Annotated in this window: 18 protein-coding genes; 13 read left to right on the top strand and 5 right to left on the bottom strand. The window is 65.5% G+C overall.

The features are described 5' to 3' along the window. Positions 1-29 precede the first annotated feature (29 nt). The 9 genes from ACE039_RS16075 (at position 30) to ACE039_RS16035 (ending at position 9,714) form a co-directional block, all read left to right on the top strand. Positions 30-1,385 carry a TadA family conjugal transfer-associated ATPase gene (locus ACE039_RS16075; protein WP_105556578.1) on the top strand — a complete coding sequence of 452 codons (1,356 nt, stop codon included), beginning with the start codon at positions 30-32 and terminating at the stop codon, positions 1,383-1,385. Further along, complete coding sequence (locus ACE039_RS16070; protein ID WP_448712556.1) at positions 1,385-2,311, top strand: type II secretion system F family protein; 927 nt, start codon at positions 1,385-1,387, stop codon at positions 2,309-2,311. Before ACE039_RS16075 ends, ACE039_RS16070 begins: the two co-directional genes overlap by 1 nt. A 13-nt stretch (positions 2,312-2,324) precedes the next feature. Next, a complete protein-coding gene (locus ACE039_RS16065; RefSeq protein WP_485822805.1) occupies positions 2,325-3,323 on the top strand; it encodes a type II secretion system F family protein in 999 nt (332 codons plus the stop codon). 11 nt (positions 3,324-3,334) lie between these two features. Next, entirely contained in the window at positions 3,335-4,204 is an 870-nt protein-coding gene (locus tag ACE039_RS16060; RefSeq protein ID WP_448712560.1) for a tetratricopeptide repeat protein, read from the top strand. Positions 4,205-4,225: 21 nt separating this feature from the next. Further along, on the top strand, positions 4,226-4,705 hold the full coding sequence (locus tag ACE039_RS16055) for a DUF3613 domain-containing protein (RefSeq protein ID WP_485822804.1): 480 nt from the start codon (positions 4,226-4,228) through the stop codon (positions 4,703-4,705). 30 nt (positions 4,706-4,735) lie between these two features. Next, positions 4,736-6,844, top strand: coding sequence for a pilus assembly protein TadG-related protein (locus ACE039_RS16050; protein ID WP_448712562.1), 2,109 nt, complete (start codon positions 4,736-4,738; stop codon positions 6,842-6,844). A gap of 43 nt (positions 6,845-6,887) precedes the next feature. Next, entirely contained in the window at positions 6,888-8,288 is a 1,401-nt protein-coding gene (locus ACE039_RS16045) for a sigma 54-interacting transcriptional regulator (RefSeq protein WP_485822803.1), read from the top strand. Positions 8,289-8,405: 117 nt separating this feature from the next. Continuing rightward, positions 8,406-9,119: a DUF2968 domain-containing protein gene (locus ACE039_RS16040; RefSeq protein ID WP_313463487.1), complete on the top strand. Its 714-nt coding sequence runs from the start codon at positions 8,406-8,408 to the stop codon at positions 9,117-9,119. 136 nt (positions 9,120-9,255) lie between these two features. Beyond that, positions 9,256-9,714, top strand: coding sequence for a DUF1178 family protein (locus ACE039_RS16035; RefSeq protein WP_313463485.1), 459 nt, complete (start codon positions 9,256-9,258; stop codon positions 9,712-9,714). Positions 9,715-9,858: 144 nt separating this feature from the next. Here the strand turns inward: ACE039_RS16035 and efp are convergent, their stop codons facing one another. From efp to ACE039_RS16020, 3 genes are all read right to left on the bottom strand, one after another. Continuing rightward, a complete protein-coding gene (efp, locus tag ACE039_RS16030) occupies positions 9,859-10,419 on the bottom strand; it encodes an elongation factor P (protein ID WP_006225610.1) in 561 nt (186 codons plus the stop codon). A gap of 176 nt (positions 10,420-10,595) precedes the next feature. Then, a complete protein-coding gene (gene earP, locus ACE039_RS16025) occupies positions 10,596-11,708 on the bottom strand; it encodes an elongation factor P maturation arginine rhamnosyltransferase EarP (protein ID WP_485822802.1) in 1,113 nt (370 codons plus the stop codon). A 6-nt stretch (positions 11,709-11,714) separates the two neighbouring features. Then, positions 11,715-12,917: a DUF2863 family protein gene (locus ACE039_RS16020; RefSeq protein WP_105556569.1), complete on the bottom strand. Its 1,203-nt coding sequence runs from the start codon at positions 12,915-12,917 to the stop codon at positions 11,715-11,717. Between the two features lie 243 nt (positions 12,918-13,160). On the opposite strand from ACE039_RS16020, the gene ACE039_RS16015 reads away from it, so the two are divergent. Then, positions 13,161-13,937, top strand: coding sequence for a DODA-type extradiol aromatic ring-opening family dioxygenase (locus ACE039_RS16015; RefSeq protein ID WP_485822801.1), 777 nt, complete (start codon positions 13,161-13,163; stop codon positions 13,935-13,937). 82 nt (positions 13,938-14,019) lie between these two features. Here the strand turns inward: ACE039_RS16015 and acnA are convergent, their stop codons facing one another. Together acnA and ACE039_RS16005 are read right to left on the bottom strand one after the other, a co-directional pair. After that, positions 14,020-16,725, bottom strand: a complete 2,706-nt coding sequence (gene acnA / locus ACE039_RS16010; protein WP_485822800.1) for an aconitate hydratase AcnA — start codon at positions 16,723-16,725, stop codon at positions 14,020-14,022. Positions 16,726-17,043: 318 nt separating this feature from the next. After that, positions 17,044-17,973 (bottom strand): LysR family transcriptional regulator, encoded by a 930-nt coding sequence (locus ACE039_RS16005; RefSeq protein WP_448712572.1) that lies wholly within the window; start codon positions 17,971-17,973, stop codon positions 17,044-17,046. A 160-nt stretch (positions 17,974-18,133) separates the two neighbouring features. Between ACE039_RS16005 and ACE039_RS16000 the strand changes: the two genes are divergently transcribed. The 3 genes from ACE039_RS16000 (at position 18,134) to ACE039_RS15990 (ending at position 21,600) form a co-directional block, all read left to right on the top strand. Then, positions 18,134-19,021, top strand: a complete 888-nt coding sequence (locus tag ACE039_RS16000) for an SDR family oxidoreductase (protein ID WP_485822862.1) — start codon at positions 18,134-18,136, stop codon at positions 19,019-19,021. Beyond that, on the top strand, positions 19,018-20,520 hold the full coding sequence (locus ACE039_RS15995) for an AMP-binding protein (protein ID WP_485822799.1): 1,503 nt from the start codon (positions 19,018-19,020) through the stop codon (positions 20,518-20,520). Before ACE039_RS16000 ends, ACE039_RS15995 begins: the two co-directional genes overlap by 4 nt. 96 nt (positions 20,521-20,616) lie before the next feature. Further along, positions 20,617-21,600, top strand: a complete 984-nt coding sequence (locus tag ACE039_RS15990) for a Bug family tripartite tricarboxylate transporter substrate binding protein (protein ID WP_448711348.1) — start codon at positions 20,617-20,619, stop codon at positions 21,598-21,600. Positions 21,601-21,721: the final 121 nt, after the last annotated feature.

Raw genomic sequence — 21,721 nt, 5'->3', positions numbered from 1 at the left:
ACGACGCAAGGACTGCAACGGAAGCCGACATGATCATGACAGCGACGATAGAGTTTGGCGGTGATGGCGATAAGGGGTTCTCGGCGTCGAACCGCTTCCAGGAAGTGAAGACGGCGGCGTACGAGCACCTGCTCTCGCGTATCGAGGAATTGGGCGCGGAGTTCGGCCGGTGGGCACGGTCCGCGATCCAGGAATTCGTCGACATCGAGGTCGCGAGTTTCGTGCGCCTGCGCCGGGTGCCGATCAACGAAAGCGAAATGCGGCAGATCGCGGAGGCCCTGACCAAGGAATTGGCAGGCCTGGGGCCGCTGGAAGACTTGCTGGCCGATCCGGCGGTCGAAGACATCCTGATCAACGGCTACGACAACGTGTTCGTGTCGCGCCGTGGCGTGCTGGCCCGCGAAACGTTACGGTTCACCGATAACCAGCATGTGCTGCGCATCGTGCGGCGCATCCTGGCGCCGATCGGCCGCCGCCTGGACGAATCCAGTCCCATGGTGGATGCGCGGCTGCCCGACGGTGGCCGCCTGAACGTGGTGATCGAGCCGCTGGCCGTCGATGGGCCGATGGTGTCGATCCGCAAGTTCCGCCAAGACCCGCTCAAGCCCGCGGACTTGCTGACCTTGGGCTCGTTCGACGAAGAGATCTACCGGCTGCTGCATGAAGCGGTCAAGAACCGCTGCAATGTGCTGGTGTCTGGCGGCACCAGCTCCGGCAAGACGTCGCTACTCAATGCGCTGGCGTTTTTCATCCCGGAAACGGAACGCGTCGTCACCGTGGAAGACACTGCGGAACTTTCGCTGAACCACCCGCACGTGGTGCGGCTGGAATCGCGCCAGGGCGGTTTCGACGGCAGCGGTGCAGTCAGTATTCGCGAGCTGATCCGCAACAGCCTTCGGATGCGCCCGGACCGCGTCGTGGTAGGCGAAGTGCGCGGCGCCGAAGTCATGGACATGCTGCAGGCGATGAACACGGGCCACGAAGGGTCGATGGCGACGATTCACGCGAACTCTCCGCGCGAATGCCTGTACCGGATCGAGATGCTGGCCGGCTTTGCCGGGTTCCAGGGAAGCGAGGACAGCTTGCGCAGGCAGATCGCCAGTGCGCTGGATTTCATCGTGCAGATCGGGCGCCTGTCCAACGGCAAGCGCCGCGTGCTGTCGGTGACCGAGGTCACCGGCATGGGCGACAACGTGATTTCCACGCAGGAACTCTATCGCCACGAGACCTTCACGACACCCGAGGGTGAAGAGAAGGACCGCTGGAATTGGCTGGGCATCCACCCCCACACGCCCAAGCTTGCCAAGATGCGCACCGAAGCGCGCGCCAACGATTCCGCGCCGGGCGATACCGACGGCGGCGGATTCTGGAGCCGGAGGCGCTGATGATGCAAGCCCTGGTGCTGGGATGCCTGGCCTTGGTGCTGGCGATTGGCGCGGTGCTGCTGTGGCGCCATGCCGACAGCGGCGCCCGCCGGGCGGCGAGCTCGTCCTTCCTGGAAAACCAATTGAACCGGGGGCGCGACGCGGCTTCCAAGCCGGTTCCGATCTTCGAAAGCGCGCGGGCCGTGCGCAGCGGCCTGCCGGGATGGGACCGCTTGCTGTTGCTGGCGGGCGTGCGCCAAAGCGCCGGGCTTTACGTGCGGCTTGCGGTGCCCCTGGTGGGCCTGGCAATGCTGGCGTGGCTGACCTTGGGCGTCGTGTCGGGCATCGTGACGCTGCTGCTCGTGGCTATCCTGGAGTACTTCCTGCTGTGGCTGCGCGCCGACAAGCGCCAGCGCCGGATGATCTCGCAATTACCGGCGTTCCTGGACAACATCGTCCGCCTGATCACGATCGGCAACAGTATGGGCGCCGCGTTCCAGACGGCGTCGGCCACCACCGATGAACCGTTGCGCGAGGTCGTGGAAATGGCCGCCAGCCTTAGCCGGTCCGCCAAGGAGCTGGATGCTGCCCTGGTGCACGTGTCCCGCCTGTATGGGCTGAAAGAGCTTTACATGGTGGCCGCCGTGGTGTCGCTGGCAATGCGATTCGGCGGCCGCAGCGACCAGGTGCTCGAGCGCATGGCTGCCTTCATGCGCGACGTGGCGCAGGCACGCAATGAACTGTCGGCAAGCTCGGCCGAGATCCGTCTGTCCGCCTGGGTGCTGGCGCTGCTGCCGGTCGGGATCGGGGGCTTCATCATGCTGACGAACAACGATCTTTTCATGAATCTGTGGCGTGACCCGGCCGGATTCAAGATGCTGGTGACCGCCGTTGTCCTGCAGATCGTCGGCAGCTATTGGCTGTACCGCATGGCCAAGTCCATTTGATGGGAGCGGCGAGATGAATATTCTGAACTCGTGGAGCGTCTCCTCCGTGCTGGCGATGGGGCTGATGCTGATCGCAGCGGCCATGTTGGTGTTGGGCGTCGGCATCGTTCGCCGGCTGCGCGGCCAAAGCAGGACCCGGCGGATCGTGGACCATGCGCTGGCGTCGCGGCAGATGGGCGGCGCGGCGGTGTCGGCGTTGTCGGCGCAGGACGGGCAGGGCAGGTTCGCGGCCGCCACGCGCGCGGCCGACTCGTTCGGCAAGCGCCTGAGCGAGGGCCGGTTGGCCGAAGCCCTGTTGGCCGCCGAGGACCGCAAGCTGGTGGATCTTGCTGGTTACGCCGATGCGGCAACCGCAAGATCGCGGTTCGTCGTGTTCCGGTTCGGCCTGGCGATCCTGCTACCCATCGCCGCGGTGACGCTGGGCATCCGCTATCACTACGTCGATTCCCTGTCGGGAATGCTGCTCGCGGCGTTCCTGGGCTTTGCCGTCGGCTACATGCTGCCCAAGTGGTTCGTGCGACGGCGCGTGGCGAAGCGCCGCCGCATGGCCGCGGACGAACTGCCGTTGCTGATTGACCTGTTGCGTTTGCTGCAGGGCGTGGGCCTGTCGATCGATCAGAGCATGCAGGTGCTGGTGACGGAGTTCGGGCAGGTGCTGCCGGTGCTGTCGCAGGAATTGCGCCTGGCCTCCGAACTCTACGTGCGGGGCCGCACCCGCGAGCAATCGCTGGCGCGGCTGGCTGCCGGATTCGACAACGACGACCTCTCCGCCATCTGTCGCCTGATCGCTCAGGTGGATCAGCACGGCGGGGCGGTGCAAGAGCCGCTGAACCGCTTCGGTGAAAGGCTGCGGGATTCGCGGCGCCTTGAATTGAAAGAAAAAGTGGGCAAGACCACGGTCAAGATGACGGGAGTCATGATCGTGACCTTGCTGCCCGCGCTGCTGATCGTTACCGGCGGATCGGGGTTCGTGGCAGTGATACGCGCGATGTCGCGCATGGGGGGGACGTGATGGCGGGCGCTATGGAAAGTCGGCAGGGCGCATTGCGCTGGACCCTTTTAGCCGCGGCGTTATCCGTGGCCGCGGGATTGAGCGGATGCAAGACCAACAGTGCGGAAACTGCGTGGCAGTTGATGCAGCAACAGCAGCAGGATCAAGCGCTTGCCCGTCAGAAAGAGGAAGAGGCAGAGGGCCGGCGGCGGCCCAAGGAACCGGAGATGATGCTCTCGCTGATTGCCGAGGCGCAGCGCCAGGAACGCTATTTCGCGTCACTGGCGTATATCGAGGCGTTTCAGCAGAAATTCGGCAACGACAGCCGGGTGGCCGTGATGCGGGCGGATGCCCTGCGCCAGACCGGCCAGACCGCGCTAAGCGAGCAAGCCTACCGCGCGTTGACCCGCGGCGAGCAGGCGGCTGACGGGTGGCATGGCCTGGGTCTTATCGCAGGCGGCCGCGGCCAGTTCGATCAGGCAGTCGATGATTTTTCCCGCGCGGCCAGGCTGGCCCCCATGAACGCGAGATTCCTCGGCGATCTTGGCTATGCGCGGTTGCGTGCCGGTGACGTGGATGGCGCCCGGGTGCCGCTTGGCCAGGCGGCCGAGCTGGCGCCGGAGAACGGCAAGGTGCTGGCCAACATGGCGGTGCTGCTGCTGGTCGAGGGCGATTCGGTCAAGGCCCAGCAATTGATGGATCGGGCGCAGCTTGGCGAAGACGCTCGCGGCCAGGTTCTGCGTCTGGCCTCCGAGATCCGGGGCCATCGCGCGCCGGCCGCCATGCCGTCGGCCGCGGTGCCCGGTGGCACGCCTACGCGCGTATCCAGCGGCGAGGGCGCCGTGATGCCCATGATGAGTCCGTTGATGGATGGCCTGGGCAATGGGCCCATCGTGCGTTAACTCCGTGTTCAGGAAACTCTTATGTCTCAACCTCGATTGACTCGTTCGTTCACCCTGGCGCTGGCGTTTGCGGCGCTGGCTCCGCTGGCCGCCCAGGCCCAGTCGAACGCGCCGCTGACCGGAAATCCGCCGGCTGGCGGAGCAGCGGCGGTAGCGCCGCAATCCGCGCCACCGCCCGCGGCGGCCTTGCCGACCCGGCCCGTGGTGCAACAAGTACAGACGTCGATGCCGCAGGCGGATGCCGCGCCCGCGGCCGCGCAAACCGCAGCGCCGGCGGCGGCGCAACCCGCTGCGCAACCGGCTGCCGCCGAGGTCAGGGAAGGCTTTGGCGATGTGACGCGGGGCTTGTTGGCGGCCCAGGCCGACGGCCGTCGCGGCGGTGGCGCGCTGCCGATACTGGGGCCGGTCTCGTCCGCGGCCTGGACCCGTTACGTGGACAGCTTCCGGCAGCCGATCCCGGAATGGTTCCAGAAGCGGGTGGAAACCAGGAACACGAATTAAGGCTCTGTCTCGAGCCGGAGCCGCCAAACCATGCCAGCCGTCCCGTCGCATTCCCGTTCCTTGTCGCGCCAGCGCGGCAGCATCACCGTGGCTGTCGTGTTCGCGGTGCTGGTGGGGCTGGTATTGCTGGGCGTCGCGCACCTTTCTTACAGCTTCTACATGAAGCGCGAAATGCAGAAGGGGGCGGACCTGGCGGCGTTGTCGGCGGTGCAGGTGCTGGGCATGGGCGCCGCGGCGGACTGCGCGCGGGCGGGCACTGCCGGCCGGACGTCGGCATTGGCGAACCTGCCCGGCTTTTTCCAGAGCTTCACGGCGGCCGACGTCACGGTCGAATGCAAGGTATGGGATTCAAGCCGGGCCGACGCCTCCGGGATGCATGTCTTCGATGCCGCCAGCGGACAGCCGTTCAACGCCGTGCGCGTGATCGTGCGCAAACGGCTGACCAGCATCGTTCCCAGTTTTTCGGGCGGCGCGGACAGCGGCACGCTGGTCACGACCACCGCCGTGGCGACCAACACCCGGCCGGTCGCGGCGTTCATGGTGGGGTCGCGCCTGCTGCGCCTCGAGCGGGGCGGGCTGCTGTCGCAACTGCTGGCCTCCGTTGGGGCGACGCCCGCGCAATTGGACGTGCTGGATGCGGCAGGCCTGGCCACCGTCAACATCACGCCGTCCGGTTTGTTGAAAGCGCTGGGACTGCCCCTGTCGGTGGCGACGGGCGTGGGCACCCCCGCGGAACTGGCTGCGGTCAATAACCTGACGCTGGGCCAACTGTTGAACGCCACCCTGACGGTGGTCAATCAAAGCGGCACTGCCGAGGCCGGCGTCGGCCTGCTTAACAACGCCATCAATACCGTGCTGGCCGTGATGCCGCTCAATCTGCCCGTCAAACTGTTCGGAGATGGCGGCGTGCTGAACCTGTCGGTCGTGGGCGGAGACGCCACGGGCGCCTTGGCGGCGAACGTCAACGCATTGAACCTGCTTGAAACGGCCCTGGTCATCGCCAACGGGCAGAATCTTATCAACCTGGGCCTGAGCGTGCCGTTGCTGGGCGTGGATGCCCGGGTGCGCGTGGTGGAACCCCCCACGCTGGCTGTCGGCGGCATCGGAACCCAGGCCACCAGCGCCGGCATTCGCGTGTATCTGCGCGTCAACACCAGCAACATTCCGCTGGTGGGCCCGTTGCTGGCGACGACGCTGGGCACGAAGGTGGACCTGCCCATCATCATCGATGTGGCGCAGTCCACCGGCACGTTGACGAACCTGTGCCAAGCTCCCTTGACGGAGTCGCAGGCCACGATCGCCGTGACGTCCTCCGTTGCCAACGTCTGCCTGGGGCGTTTCCCGGGCATGACGTCCAGCACCGATCAGAACGCCGCAAACTTCGTGTCGTTGACCAATAGCTGCCAACCCAGCTCTTTTTCAGCCATCCAGCGTCACCAGGTGTTGAATGTGCTGGGCATCCTGCCGTTGACCGCAAAGGTCACGCTGCCGATTTTCAATTCCGCCGCGCCGGTTTCCGTCACGCTGACAGAACCGCCCGGCACCCCGTCAACGCAGACGGTCAACGCCACGTCCATCAATCTGGGGGCATTGGCTTCCAATCTGTCGGATGCCTTGGTCGGCGGCATCCTGGGCGATCTCCTCAATAGCGGCACGCCCCTGACGGCGGATGAACGCACGGCCCTGGCGACGGACCTGGTGGGCGGCGGTGGCGGCAGCGCTGGCAATTCCATTTCGCAGGTGGTCAACAACCTGCAATGGTCCACGACCGCGCTGAACCAGCTAAGCACGCGCCTGTCGACGGGCGGCTTGACGGGGGTGTTGGGCGGCACGCTGCAACTGGTCGGCAATGTCTTGAACTCACTGCTGGTGGCGCCGTTGAATGACGTGGTGTGCGCCTTGGGTATCACGCCAAGCGCTGTCCGGCAGTGCCGCATCAACTCGGTGGCGACCCTGGCGCTTAGCGGCGGTTCGCAGGTTAGCGGCGTGCTGTCCATTGTCGTGAACCTGTTGCAACCTGTTCTGGCACCGCTGTCAGGTCTGCTGCAGCAATTGCTCAACACGCTTGGCCTGAGTGTCGGCCAGACCGATGTTTCGCTGCTGTCCGTGGATTGCGGCCAGCCCCGTTTGGTGTACTGATGACGAAGCCCGTTATTTCCGCTGTTTTCCCGGCGTACAAGCCATGACCCAGAAATTCGCCCGCGACGAGTTCGACGTGTATGTGTGGGAAGGCACTTCCGATATTGCCTCGCGGGCAGAGCGTTGCCTGGCCGGCATGGATGTGTCGCTGGTGCGCGCGGACGCGGGCACCGCGTTTCCGCCGCCGCGCGACCCGACGCGTCCCGCCGTGGCCCTGGTGTCCGTATCGGTCATGGGAGACAACCGCTTCAGCGGCTACGACTGGCTGGCGGTGCAGGCCATGCCGGTGATCTGGGTGGCGGCAGAGGCCCGCGGGCGCGATTCGCGCTACTACCCTCCTGAATATTCCTACACGTTGCCGCTGGCCTTCACGACGGCGGACCTGCGCAAGCTGCTATTCGAATTGCTGGGCACGCTGGATCAGTTCCGCCGCACTGCGCCCAAACGTGAACAGCCGTTGATCGCCGTGTCAGAGCCGATGCGGGCATTGCTGGCCGAAGCCGAGATGTTCGCCGACTGCCGCAGCAATGCGCTGGTCCATGGCGAAACGGGCGTGGGCAAGGAACGCATTGCCCGGCTGTTGCACGACCGGGCGGAATGGTCGGACGGGCCTTTCGTTGCGGTCAATTGCGGCGCCATCCCGGAAGGCCTGTTCGAAGCGCATTTCTTCGGCCACGCGAAGGGCGCCTTTACCGGCGCGGTCGGTGCGCACAAGGGCTATTTCGAACAGGCGAACGGCGGCACGCTGTTCCTGGACGAAATCGGCGACTTGCCGCTGTATCAGCAGGTCAAGCTGCTGCGGGTGCTGGAGCAAAGCGCCGTCACGCGCTTGGGCTCCAGCGTGGAGATCCCGGTGGATTTCCGGCTGGTGGCGGCAACCAACAAGGATCTGCGGGCGCTGGTGGGCCAGGACGAGTTCCGGGCAGACCTGTACTACCGCCTGGCGGTGATCGAACTGCGCATTCCGAACCTGGAGCAACGCGGGCAGGAAGAGAAGATCGCCATTTTCCGCGCGTTGCTGGAGCGGCTGGGCGTCGAAGGGGAGCCGCCGGACTGGCTGCTGGATCGGGTGGCGCGCACCCGCTATGCCGGCAACGTGCGCGAACTGTCCAATGTGGCGGAACGCGTGGCGATCATGCGGCGGCAGTTCAAGAGTTGGGATCAGGCGCGCATTGAACGCATATTCGATCAGATCGGCGAGCCGCTGCGCGCCGCCGGCACCCTGGGCGGGGCCAGCACGCTGTGCGAACCGCCCGTCTTCACCGATGCCGAGCGCGCCGAGCGCGCCCGTATCCTTGCCGCGCTGGACGTCAACGGCTGGCGCCGCCAGGACACCGCCAACACCTTGGGCATCAGCCGCAAGGTGCTGTGGGAAAAGATGCGAAAACTGCATCTGGGCGGCGGGCAGGGCGAAACGGCGGAAGGCACTGTCGAGGCATCCTGAACGTGCAATAGGGAAAGGCCCGTAGGGGGCCACAGATTCGCTTGCGACGAATGTAAGTGGATCTGCCGCGAGCGAAATAAATTGCTATAGTTCCGCAACGATTTTTTTGGGGAAGGCATGAACGTCCAATTTATCCGTGCCGCCACTCGCATGGCGCTGTTAGGCACGGCACTGTCCGGCCTGGCGGCTTGCGCCAGCGCGCAATCCGAAGCGCCGCGGCCCACGGTTAAGCAGGTCGAGGACAAGCCGGCCGACTCCACGCCCGTGACCCCGCCGCCTGCGGCTGCACCGGCCGCGGCCGCGCGGCCATCGTCCACCGTGGCGGAATTGCAGGGCTTGATCCAGAACCGCCAAGTGTCGGAACTGCGCACGGCCTATAACGGCACGTATGGCGCCAGCCTGCTGTTCAAGCCCGACGATCTGACCTATTACGTCGCCCTGTTCCAGCAGAAGGATTTCTGGCGCGTCCTGAAGACCTTGTCGGAAAAGCAGGCTGAATCCACGTATCGCGCGTTCGCCGCGCAATCGGCCGACCTGGCCGAAGTGGACATCAAGCGCATCAAGCTGCAAGCCGAATATGCGAACGCCGAGAAGCTGCTTGCCAGCCGCAGCGCCCAGCTCAGCACCTTGCAGGCCGACCGCACGCTGCGCATGCAGCAGGAAGAGCAGGTCGCGGCTCGCCAGGAGCAGTCGCGCCAGGAAACCACGGCATTGGCCGACCAGCAAAAGGACGTGCGCCAGCAACTGCGCGACCTGCAACGCCAGATCGATTCGTTGCAGGCGCAGCAGGCGCAAATCGACGGCAGCGCGGCGGCCAAGCGCGGCAAGTGAGCCAGCGCCCATCGCCAGGACGGGCCTTCGGGCCCGTTTTTCTTGGGCGCTACCTGAAACCCGGCTTGACGCGGCGGGATGGCGCCCCTTGCGGGCGGATTCTTGTATTCTGGCTGCTGGACCCCATATAGCAACCATGGCTCTCAAAGTTTTCGACCTCCAGTGCGAGCACAGCCACATTTTTGAAGGCTGGTTCGGATCGCACGACGACTATGACGCGCAGCAGGCGCGTGGCCTGGTCACGTGCCCGGTTTGCGGGTCGGCCAGCATCACCAAGCGCCTGTCGGCGCCACGGCTGAACGTATCCCATCTGCATGCGCCGGCCCAGCCGCCCGCCGTGCCGGCCGGCGCGTCCGACGCCGAGAAAATGGCCGCCTTGCAGGCCGTCGTGATGAAGCAGGTGCGTGCCTTGCTGCGCAACACCGAAAACGTGGGGCCGCGTTTCGCGGAAGAAGCGCGCCGCATTCACGAGGGCGATGCCGACGAACGCCCCATTCGCGGCACGGCTACGCCCGAAGAGCGCGAGGCGCTGGCCGATGACGGCATCGACGTCATGGCCGTGCCCGACTTCCTGGACGACGAGCGCTTGCAGTAAGGGTTGCCATACCGGCGCCGGACATAAAAAAGCCAGACCCGAAGGTCTGGCTTTTTTTATCGCAGGGCGGTCCCAGGACAATGGATTGCCCCCGTGGGGGCAATGCGCGCACGAAGCGCGCCTGGCGTGGGCGCCTTTGCCGGATCAGTTGTTGACGCGGCTGCGGTATTCGTTCGTGCGGGTGTCGATTTCGATCTTGTCGCCGATGGCGCAGAACAGCGGCACGTTCAATTCGTAGCCGGTGTTGATCTTGGCCGGCTTCGTGACCTTGCCCGACGTATCGCCACGGACGGCGGGTTCGGTGTAGGTGATTTCGCGAACGAGCGTGGTGGGCAGTTCAACCGAGATGGCGCGGCCGTCGTAGAAGACCACTTCCACGGGCATCGCTTCTTCCAGGTAGTTCAGGGCGTCGCCCATGCTTTCGGCTTCGATTTCGTACTGGTTGTACTCTTCGTCCATGAAGACGTACATCGGGTCGCCAAAGTAGGAGTAGGTGCACTCCTTGCGATCCAGTTGGACGACTTCGAACTTTTCGTCGGCCTTGTAGACCGATTCGCTGGCCGAGGCGGTCAACAGGTTCTTGAACTTCAGTTTCACAACAGCAGCGTTACGGCCAGACTTGTTGTATTCGGCTTTCTGGACCACGAGGGGATCCTTGCCGACCATGACCACGTTGCCGACTCGCAATTCCTGAGCGGTTTTCATCGATAAAACTCCGGGGGTGATGGGTGCACTCGCCGTGCTTGCAAGAAGCCGCCTTCGCGAAAAATCACGAGCTAAAGGTCCGGGCCAAAAGTCCCTGACAGCGGTTTCATGCACACCCCGGGAGGCGTCATAGTTGAGGCCCGACAAATCCAGGGCGACTCAGAAAACTCTCTATTCTAACGTTTCTTGGCCAAGTCTGCGCAAAAGTCCGCCAGATTTTCGGCCAGATCCGGCCGGGCCGCCTGACTGGCATCCCAATGCCGGGCGGCGGCGGACCACGCCTGCCAGGCGGCGGGCGCCAGGGCTTGGGCAACGGCCGCGGCGGCCTCGCCCGTTTCCGGCTGGTTCCACGCGCGGATCAGCGCTTGCGCTGATTCCGGGGCCGGATAGCGGGCCAGCCACGCTTCCAGTTTTTCAAGATGGATGTTCTCGTCTTGCGGGTAGATCTGCCATACCAGCGGACGCCCCGCCCAGGCCGCGCGGATGAAGGAATCTTCGCCGCGCACGAAGTTCAGGTCCGCGCACCACAGCAGGCGGTCGAAATCCGGCTGCGCCACGAAAGGCAGGCGCGCCACGAGGGGCGCATCCGCCCCGACGCAGGCCGCTTCCAGCCCGGGCGCGACGCCCTCGGGAACCAGCAGCACGCCAGGCCGGCTGTCGGCCGTCAGCGCCTGGACAAGCGCATCCGTGGGCGCCGTGGGATAGCAAAACAGGGACACCGTGCGGGCGCCGTCGCGGCGGCGCAACAACACGGCTTGATCCACGCCGAGCGACTGCAGGAAACCGTTCTGAAGGTCTGTCGACGCCTGGAAGGCGTCGCGTTCGGCGCTCAGGCCGGGTTCGCGCAGCAGGCCGCCCGTGGCCGCCGTGAAGCCGGGAAAGAAAAAGTGCTTTACCAGGCCGTCGGGACGCTGCGAAGGCAGGCCGTGGCAGTTTTCCACCCAGGCTTCGGCGCTTAAGTATTCCAGGTTGATCCAGGCCGGATGCACGTGGCGCATGCTGTTCACGAACGCAGGCGGGGGATCGCAGGCAAAGGCTTCTATGACGACATCGCGCGCGGTCAGGGCGGGGTCGGGCGTTTCGGACCAATGCACGATGTCCACGCTGCCCAGCCGCTGCCGCGACGCCTGGATGTCGATGCCGGGCTGGATGCGCGCAAAGCTGGCAAGGTCATCCACCCACAGGCGGATATCCCAGCCGCGGCCTTGCGCCAGCCGGCGCGCCAGCCGCCAGCAGACGCCGATGTCGCCGTAGTTGTCGACGACCCGGCAAAAGATGTCTGCTTGCATGGCGGCTTAGTGGAACTTGGCGGGGGCCGCTTCGGCGTCTTCGGGCAGTTCGGCGTGGACCAGTTCGCCCAGCGGATTCGGGAAGTAGGGCGCGCCGCAGTCTTCGCAGTATTCGGCAGGCAGCACGCCGGGGATGCGGCGCACTTCGGTGACGCCGTATTCCTTCAGCAACGCCGTGATGTCGTCGACCACGTCGGCTTGGCCTTCGTCGGACGGCAATTCTTCTTCGCGTCCGTACAAGGGCCACACGCAACCGTAATAGACGTCGTTGCTGCTGCGTGCCGTGAAGCCGATGCGGTATTCGTCGATGCGGCTTTCGCCGCAGCCGGCGACGACGGCGCGCAACTGCGAGGCTTCCAGGCTGACCGCGCCTTCCAGCCAGCTGATGGCTGCGCGCAGGGACAAGGGGCGCACCCGCCGGTCGGCTTCGCGGTTGCTGACGTAATAGGCGTCGGGCAGCAGCGCTTCAAAGCCGCAACCCGGCAGCAGCGCGGCCAGGGTGGGCTGCGCCTGCGTGGCCCATTGTTGCTGGCACGCGTCGCGAGAAGCCTCGGCGTCGCTCATTTGTTCCTGCCAGCGGAAGATCGGCGCGTTCTCGGGCACGGCCACGGCGCCGATGATGTAGCGCGTGTCGGCCAGCATGTTGGCGGTTTCGGCCTCGGTGTTCAGGACCGGCTTGGTGGTTTCCGCGCCCAGCGCTTGCGAGCCCAGGCGATGCAGCCATTGCCAGGTTTCACCGAAGGTGCGCGGCATCTGGTCCACGCTGACCAGCATGGGCATCAGCGCGGTGCGTGCCTGGCTGGCCAGCACATGGCCATGCAGTTGCGCCAGCAGCGCCTGCTGGGCCGACGCGGAGACCGGGCCGGTGGGGATCGCGTAGCGGGTCCAGGCGACGATGGGCGCCACGATCAGCAGCACGTCGTACCGGACGCCATTTTTCTCGATCTTCATCGATTCGGACAGGGTTTCGGCCTGTTCGATCAGGACCTCATAGGCGCCTATGTCGCTTTGCGCGAGGTGGTCCAGGGCCGCTTCCAGCGGGGCGTCCTGCCCAGCCTTCAGCAGCTTGGGAATCGCTTCGCCAAGCTGGTTCTCCCAGAACACGTCTTCGACGCGGCTGCCCGAGCGGTTGAGCGCCTGGGCAAGCGCAACCAGGCGGGTCGCGTCACGGGTCATGCGGGGAGCGGATTGGCTGCGGGATCGGGCCATAACTTCGGGGGACGTCCAAGTAAGTGTGTAACGACGTAGTTTAACGCCCGCGGCGCGCGTCGGCATTCGGGGCGGACCCGGGCCTGGCTGGGTCAGCTCCGCCCGGGCGGTCGGGCCGGCTCGTCCGCGAGGGCTGCGCCATTGATGCGTATATGGCAACAGAGCATCCCCGAGAAGGGGGTTTATTGCTGATCCGAAACGTTCGAAAATGCTCTCATCGACATTATTTCTGGAGGCAGCGCCATGCGTTGGCCTACGCTTTTCGTTTCCCACGGCTCGCCGATGCTGGCCGTAGAACCCGGTCTGACCGGCCCCGTGCTCGCGGCGTGGAGTCTTGCGCAAGGCCCGAAGCCGCGCGGCATCCTGGTGGTGTCGCCCCACTGGATGGGTGAAGGCCTGGCACTATCCACGCGCGACCAGCAGGTGGCCTGGCATGATTTCGGGGGCTTCCCGCCCGAGCTCTACACGCTGCAATACGCCGCGCCTGGCTCGCCCGAACTGGCGGCTCGCGTGCAGGCGTTGCTGGCGGAATCCGGCATCACCGCCGACCGCGATCCGCGCCGGCCGCTGGACCATGGCGCGTGGGTGCCGTTGCGCTATCTTTACCCCGAGGTCGATGTGCCGGTGGTGCAGTTGTCGCTCGACATGGGGCGTGATGCCGCCGGGCAGCTGGCACTGGGCCGCGCGTTGGCGCCGCTGCGCGACGAGGGCATCCTGATCATCGGGTCGGGCTCCTTGACGCACAATCTGCGCCACGTCCGGATGCCGCAGAATGCGCCGGCCGTGCCGTACGTGCCGGCGTTCCAGGATTGGTATGCGCGCCGGCTTGCCGAGCACGACGTGCCGGCTTTGCTGGATTGGCAAGCGCAGGCGCCAGGCGCGATGCAGGCGCATCCGCATGACGACCACCTGATGCCGCTTTACGTGGCATTGGGGGCGGGCGGAGCGTCCGCCAAGCGGTTGAACGACGAGATCTCGTACGGCGCGCTGGCGATGGACGCCTATCAGTTCGACGACTGACTCCGCCGTCCAGCGGCAAGAAAAAAAGCCCCAGAACCGCAAGGTTCCGGGGCTTTGTTCAACCTGAAACGCCGCGAGGGGCTCAGGCCGCCAGCAACTGGCGCAGCACGAAGGGCAGAATGCCGCCGTGCTGGTAGTAGTCCACTTCGATCGGCGTATCGATACGCAGCAGTACCGTCACGTCCTGCTTCGAACCATCCTTGCGGGTGATCGTCAGCGTCACGTCCTGCATCGGCTTGATGCCGTTTTCCAGGCCCGAGATGTCGTAGGTCTCTTCGCCGGTGATGCCCAGCGACTGCACGCTGTCCGCGCCCTTGAACTGCAGCGGCAGCACGCCCATGCCCACCAGGTTGCTGCGGTGGATGCGTTCAAAGCTGCGCGTGATCACGGCCTTCACGCCCAGCAGCTGCGTGCCCTTGGCCGCCCAGTCGCGCGACGAGCCCGTGCCGTATTCCTCGCCGCCGAACACGACGGTGGGGGTGCCCTGGGCCACGTACTTCATGGCGGCGTCATAGATGGACATCTGTTCGCCGGTGGGCTGGAACAGGGTTTCGCCACCTTCGAAGCGGCTGCCATCGGGCAACGACGGGATCATCAGGTTCTTGATGCGCACGTTGGCGAAGGTGCCGCGCATCATGATTTCATGGTTGCCGCGGCGCGAGCCGTAGCTGTTGAAATCGGCCTTCATCACGCCGTTTTCCTTCAGCCACTTGCCGGCCGGCGACGTTTCCTTGATGGAGCCGGCGGGCGAGATGTGGTCGGTCGTCACCGAGTCGCCAAACACGCCCAGCGCGCGGGCGCCCTTGACGGCGGGCATCGCGGCCGGCGTCATGCCGAAGCCGTCGAAGAAAGGCGGTTCGGCGATGTAGGTCGAATCGGGCCAGTTGTAGGTGTCGCCGGCAACGCCCTTGATGTTCTCCCAGAGCTTGCCCGGGTTGCTCTTGACCTGGCCGTAGTTGGCCTCGAAGACCTTCGGGTCCAGCGCATGCTTCATCAGCGCTTCGACCTCTGCCGAGGTCGGCCAGATGTCGCCCAGCCAGACGTCGCCGTTCTTGCCGCGGCCCACCGGTTCCGTCATCAGGTCGCGCGTGACGGTGCCGGCCAGCGCATACGCCACGACCAGCGGGGGCGATGCCAGGAAGTTGGCCTTGATGTTCGGGTGGATGCGCGCTTCAAAGTTGCGGTTGCCGGACAGCACGGCCGAGCAGACCAGGTCGTTGCCGATGATGGCTTCGTTCAGGTCCGGGGTCAGGTCGCCCGCATTGCCGATGCAGGTGGTGCAGCCGTAGGCGGCCACGTCGAAACCCAGCTTTTCCAGGTAGGGCAGCAGGCCGGTCTTGGTCAGGTAGTCGGTGACGACGCGCGATCCGGGAGCCAGCGAGGTCTTGATGTGCTTGGGCACTTTCAGCCCGGCTTCCACGGCCTTCTTGGCAAGCAGGCCGGCGGCCAGCAGCACATTGGGGTTGGATGTGTTGGTGCAGGACGTGATCGCGGCGATCAGGATGTCGCCGTTCTTGACCTGGGTGCCGGTGCTGGTGGTGAAGGTCTGGTTCAGCTTTTCGGCCGGCTGGTTGAAGCCGTTTTCGGCAACCGGCTTGGAGAACAGGTCAATGAACGTGTTCTTGACGTTGCCGATTTCGATGCGGTCTTGCGGGCGCTTCGGGCCGGCCAGCGACGGGGCCACGGTGGACAGGTCCAGCGTCAGCAGCTTGGTGAAGTTGATGTCCTGCGCGGCCGGGATGCCGAACATCTTCTGCGCCTTGAAATAGGCTTCGAAGGCGGCGATCTCGTCTTCCGTGCGGCCGGTGCCGCGGAAGTAATCGATGGTGCGTTCGTCGACCGGGAAGAAGCCCATCGTGGCGCCGTATTCGGGCGCCATGTTGCCGATGGTGGCGCGTTCGGCCACGGTCAGGCTGGCGGTGCCTTCGCCGCAGAATTCAACGAACTTGCCCACCACTTTTTCACGGCGCAGCATTTCGGTGATGGTCAGCACCAGGTCGGTGGCGGTAACGCCGCCGCGCAACTGGCCCTTGAGTTCCACGCCGACCACGTCGGGGGTCAGGAAGTACACGGGCTGGCCCAGCATGCCGGCTTCGGCTTCGATGCCGCCCACGCCCCAGCCCACCACGCCGATGCCGTTGATCATCGTGGTGTGGCTGTCGGTGCCCACCAGCGAATCGGGGTAGTAGACATTGTTCTTCTTGTCCTGGTGCACGCCGCGCGCCAGGTATTCCAGGTTGACCTGGTGGACGATGCCGAAGCCCGGGGGCACGACGCCGAAGGTGTCGAATGCCTGCATGCCCCACTTCATGAACTGGTAGCGCTCTTGGTTGCGCTTGAACTCCAGCTTCATGTTCAGGTCCAGCGCATCCTTGGTGCCGAAGTAGTCGATCATGACCGAGTGGTCCACCACCAGGTCCACCGGCACCAGCGGCTCGATGCTCTTGGGGCTCTTGCCCATCTTGTCGGCCACCGAACGCATTGCGGCGATGTCGGCCAGCAGCGGCACGCCGGTGAAGTCCTGCAGCACCACGCGGGCGACGACGAAGGGGATTTCGTCTTCGCGGCGGGCGTTGGCTTGCCAGTTGGCAAGCTGCTTGACGTGTTCTTCGGTGACCTTCTTGCCGTCACAGTTGCGCAGCACGGATTCCAGCACGATGCGGACCGAAACCGGCAGCCGCTGCACATCGATGCCGAGGGACTTGCCCAGCGCCGGCAGCGAATAGTACTGACAGGATTTATTGCCGATCTTGAAATTCTTGAGAGTATCTAGGGTGTTGTGCGGCATGATGGACTCCGTGGTTTTGCCTGGCTCAATCTGCCCGAGCGCAGGCGGCATTTTTTTGGCGTTTTGGCGCGTTCGTCATTGTAGGGGAGACAACCCCGTGTGCGGCGGTATGTCTTATATCTTATATAAGACTTGGCTCGCACGTCAAAGTTCCGCCCCTGTTCCGGTAACCGGCATCCGGCACTGCAAAACCCCTACTTTGGCGGACATGGGCCAAGCCCGCAAGACCCCGCGGTTTTACCAAGGAAGTCCTACAGTTGGATGGCGGGTCGTGCGCGCGGCGGCCGCCAGCTGGTGTGGCCGGTTCAGGCCGGGGAGTCAGGCCAGGAAATCGCGCAGGAGCGGCTCGAGTTCGGTCTTCAGATAGTCCACCAGCGCGCGTTGGGCGGTGGAGGGGTAGGGGGTCGGCGAGGTCAGGATGAACAGCTTGTCGCCCGGCCCCTCGGCCTTGTAGGCCGGCAGGACTTCGCGCAGGCGCCCGCTTTCCAGGTCGGGCCGCACGATGTAGGCCGGCAGCAGCGCTACGCCGGCGCCGTCGCGGGCGGCATCGGCCAGGAACGGGAAATACTCGGATTGCAGCCGGGGCGCCAGCTTGATCTCGTAGACCTGCCCCTTGCGGTGCAGGCGCAGCGCTGCCTGAGGCTTGGGCCCGGGCGGGCAAAGAAAGTCCAGCCGCCCCAGATCGCGCGGGTGCGTGGGCGTGCCGGCGCGGTGTAGATACGCCGGGGCGGCGCACAAATGCCATTTCACTTCGCCCAATTCGCGCGCCACGTAGTCCTGCGGTGGCGACGAGACCACGCGCAAGGCCACGTCGATCTCTGACGAAATCAGGTCGCTGACCCGGTTCGAGAACAGCACGCGCAGGCTCAGGCTGGGGTGCTCCAGCGCAAAGCGCACCAGCAGCGGGCGCAGGGCATCCAGTTCGCCCAGGCCGGTGGGCAGCGATAGGCGCACGTGGCCGGTCGGTTCGGCGCCCAGTTTCTGCAGGGCATGGCGGGCGGATTCCACTTCGCGGGCCATGCGGGCGCCGTGCTCATACAGCACGCTGCCTTGATGCGTCAGTTCCAGGCGGCGGGTCGTGCGTCGGATCAGTTGCGCCCCAAACACCCGCTCCAGTTTCTGCAGGTTGCGGCTGACGTGCGACCGGGTCACGCCCTGGCGCAAGGCCGCTTCGCTAAGCGTGCCCGCTTCCACGATGGTGACGAACAGCTGGATCAGGTTCAGGTCTAGCGCGGGCAAGGCGGACATGGGCGTCGTCAATTGTTGCCTGTGAGGAAACAGAGTTTACTCACGGCGAAGGATTGTCGCGATATCCGTCGATTGATATTCTGACCTTGAACCGTATCGGACCCATCCGTCCGCTACCGGCATGCCACATCACAACAGGAGACAAACCATGCGGCAAAGCATGTTCCGGGCCGACTTGTTCCGCGGCCAGCGCATCCTCGTCACGGGCGGGGGCACCGGCCTGGGCTACGCCATGGCGGCACAACTGGCGTCGTTGGGCGCCACCGTCCATCTGTGCGGACGCCGTTTGTCGGTGGTGGAAGAGGCCGCCGCCGCCCTGCGCGCCGAGCATGGGGGGCAGGCGTATGCCCACGCGGTCGACATCCGTGATGCGGATGCGGTCGATGCGATGGTGGCGGGCATCTGGACCCGGCATGGAGGCCTGGACGGCCTGATCAACAACGCCGCCGGCAATTTCATCAGTCCGACCGAAAAACTCTCGGCGCGCGGATTCAATGCCATTGCCGACACCGTCTTTCGCGGCACGTTCTATATGACGCAGGCCGTGGGCAAGCGCTGGATCGCCACCGGCGCGCAGGGCGCGGTGGTGTCCATCGTGGTGACGTGGGTGTGGACCGGATCGCCGTTCGTGGTGCCGTCGGCCATGTCCAAGGCCGGCATCGACGCGATGACGAAATCGCTGGCCGTCGAATGGGGCCGGCACGGGATCCGCATGAATGCCATTGCGCCCGGCGTGATTCCCACCGAAGGCGCGACCGCGCGGTTGCGCCCGAACGGCGACGGCCAGGACGCCCTGATCCAGCAGAACCCCATGCAGCGCCTGGGCACCGGGCACGACATTGGCGAACTGGCGGCTTTCCTGCTGGGGCCGGGCAATGACTGGATCAACGGTCAGACGATTGCGCTGGATGGCGGCGATTATCTGGCCAATGGCGCCTACTTCAAGCACTACTTCGAGTGGACCGAGGAAGATTGGGCCGCCGCCCGCGCGGCGATCGAGGCGCGCACTGCGCAGGACAAAGCGCTGCGCGCCGGAAAGCCGGCATGAACGCACGGATCATTGCCGGCAACGTCAACCTGGACCGCGACGCGTTGACGGCCCGTGGCGAGCAAGTCGCGGCGGGTCTTGCGGCCATGGGCGTGCGCGAAGGCGACGTCATCGCGGTGCTGCTGCGCAACGGCATGCCCTATCTGGAAATCATTCAGGCCTGCAAACGGCTGGGCTGCTATTACTGCCCGATCAATTGGCACTACACGGGCGACGAGGTGGCGTTCCTGGTGACCGACAGTGGCGCGAAACTGCTGATCGCCGAAGCAGACCTGTGGCAGGCGGTGCGGACGGCGCTGCCGGCCGGACTGCCGGTGCTGCAAATTGGGGGCGCGGCGGACGCTGCCCTTGAAGCCACCGACTACGACGCCTGGCGCAACATGCAACGGCGTCATGACGGCCCGCTGGTCGCCCCGCGCGGCCACATGGCCTATACCTCAGGCACGACGGGCCGCCCCAAGGGCGTGGTCCGCCAGCCCTTCCCGGTGGAGCGGTTGGCCGAGCACCTGGCGGCGGTGGAGGACGTGGTCGAACAGGCCTACGGCCTGCGTCAAGGCAGCCGCGCCTTGTTGCCCGCGCCGATCTACCACAGTGCGCCCAGCGTCTTCGCGCAGGTGGCGCTGCGCGTATGCGACACGCTGGTGCTGATGCCGCGTTTCGACCCGGTCGAGGTGCTGCGCCTGATCGAACGGTACCGTATCGACACGATCTATCTGGTGCCCATCATGTATGTGCGCCTGCTGAAGCTGGATGCACGCACGCGGGCCTCGTTCGACTTGTCGTCGCTGCGATTCGTGGCCTCGACCGGCGCGCCCTGCGCCCCGGAACTCAAACGCGCCATGATCGACTGGCTGGGGCCGGTGGTGCATGAGACCTATGCGTCCAGCGAAGCGGGCATGGTGACGGTGATCGATTCGCACGAGGCGCTGGCGAAGCCGGGCAGTGCAGGGCGGCCCATCGGTCCGGCGCAGGTTCGGATCTACGCCGAGGACGGTTCCCTCTGCGCGCCGGGCCAGGTCGGGCGCATCTACGTGCGCCAGCCCGCGTATGCCGACTTCACCTATCGCAACCATCCCGAGGCCCGTCAAGCCGTCGAGCGCGATGGCCTGATCGGGCTGGGCGATCTGGGCTATGTCGACGAGGACGGCTACCTGTTCGTGTGCGACCGCGAATCGGACATGGTGATTTCGGGTGGCGTGAACATCTATCCCGCGGAAATCGAACACCAGCTGATGCAGTACCCGGGCGTGGCCGATTGCGCGGTCTTCGGCGTGCCGGACCCCGAGTTCGGAGAACGCCTGCTGGGGCTCGTGCAGCCCGCGCCGGAGGTGGTGCTGGACGTGGAAGACTCCATGCGCTGGTTGTCTGCCCGAATCGCCCGCTACAAGGTTCCGCGCGAACTTCAACTGCGGCAAGCCCTGCCGCGTGACGACAACGGAAAGATCGCCAAGCGCCGGCTCCGGGCGGAATTCTGGGAGGGCCAGGCGCGCAAGGTGTAGCGGGCGCGCGGCCATTGCGCGCCGCCGCCGGTTCCGTCGTCCAATTCCTTCAGGCAGTACCCATTACAAGAGTCCGCGAAGACTCGGGAGACAAGCATGTCACAGATGAATCGTTGGTTCGGCCGCGCCGCGGCCGCGATGTTGGTGTGTGCCGCCAGCATCCCGCAAGCCTGGGCGGCGTTCCCGGACAGGCCGGTCAAGCTGGTGGTGCCCTACACGCCGGGGGGCGCCGCCGACCAGTTGTCGCGCGTGCTGGCCGAACGCCTGTCGCGCGAGCTTTCGCAACCCGTGGTGGTTGAAAACAAGCCGGGCGCCAACACGATGATTGCGGCCACGCAAGTCGCCCGCGCGCAGCCCGACGGGTACACCGTGTTCCTGGCCAGCAACGCCAGCATGGTGCTCAACCCCATGCTTTATCGGAAGATAGCCTACGACGCGGCGCGCGATTTCCGCGTGCTGTCGGTGGTGGCCGAGTTGCCCCTGGTGGTCGTTGCGAACAACGAGGTGCCCGCGGCGACGCTGGCGCAGTTCGTCACCGTCGCGAAGGCGCGCCCGGGCAAGTTGAATTACGCGTCGGTGGGTATCGGCAACCCCTTGCAGCTGGCGACTGAACTGCTCAAGGCCCGGACCGGCATCGACATGGCGCACATCCCGTATAACGGCAGCGCGCCGGCGCTCAGTTCCCTGATGGCGAACGACACGCAGTTGATGGTGGACGTCATCAGCACGTCGTTGCCCTTGGTGAAGGAAAACAAGATCAAGGCGCTGGCGGTAACCACGGCCGAGCGGCTGCCCGTGCTGCCGGACGTGCCCACCGTGGCCGAAAGCGGGTTCCCGGGTTTTCGCGCGGCCACCTGGTTTGGCATCGCCGTGCCGATGGCCACGCCCGCCGCCGAGGCGCGCGTCTTGCAGGATGCCATTGCGCGGGTAGTGGTTCAGCCGGATTTCCGAGAGCGCTTCCAGACGCTGGGGCTGGCGATCCAGGCGCCGCGCGACCAGGCGGCGGTCGACCGGTACATCGCCGAAGACCGCGAACAGTGGGGGGCGGTGATCCGGGCGAACGCCATCACGCTGGACTGAACCGACGCCACCACAGTCGGGGCGAGGGTGCGAAATTTTTGGATTGCGCGGGTTGCGCGGAACCCATAAGCTTCGCGTCAGCTAGGGGCTGCCACACACAGAAAGGAACGCCTTTCCGTGT

The organism is Achromobacter maghribensis, from assembly GCF_057334215.1.
Note: the sequence above shows the minus strand (reverse complement) of the source record. Positions and strands in the feature narration are given on the sequence as shown.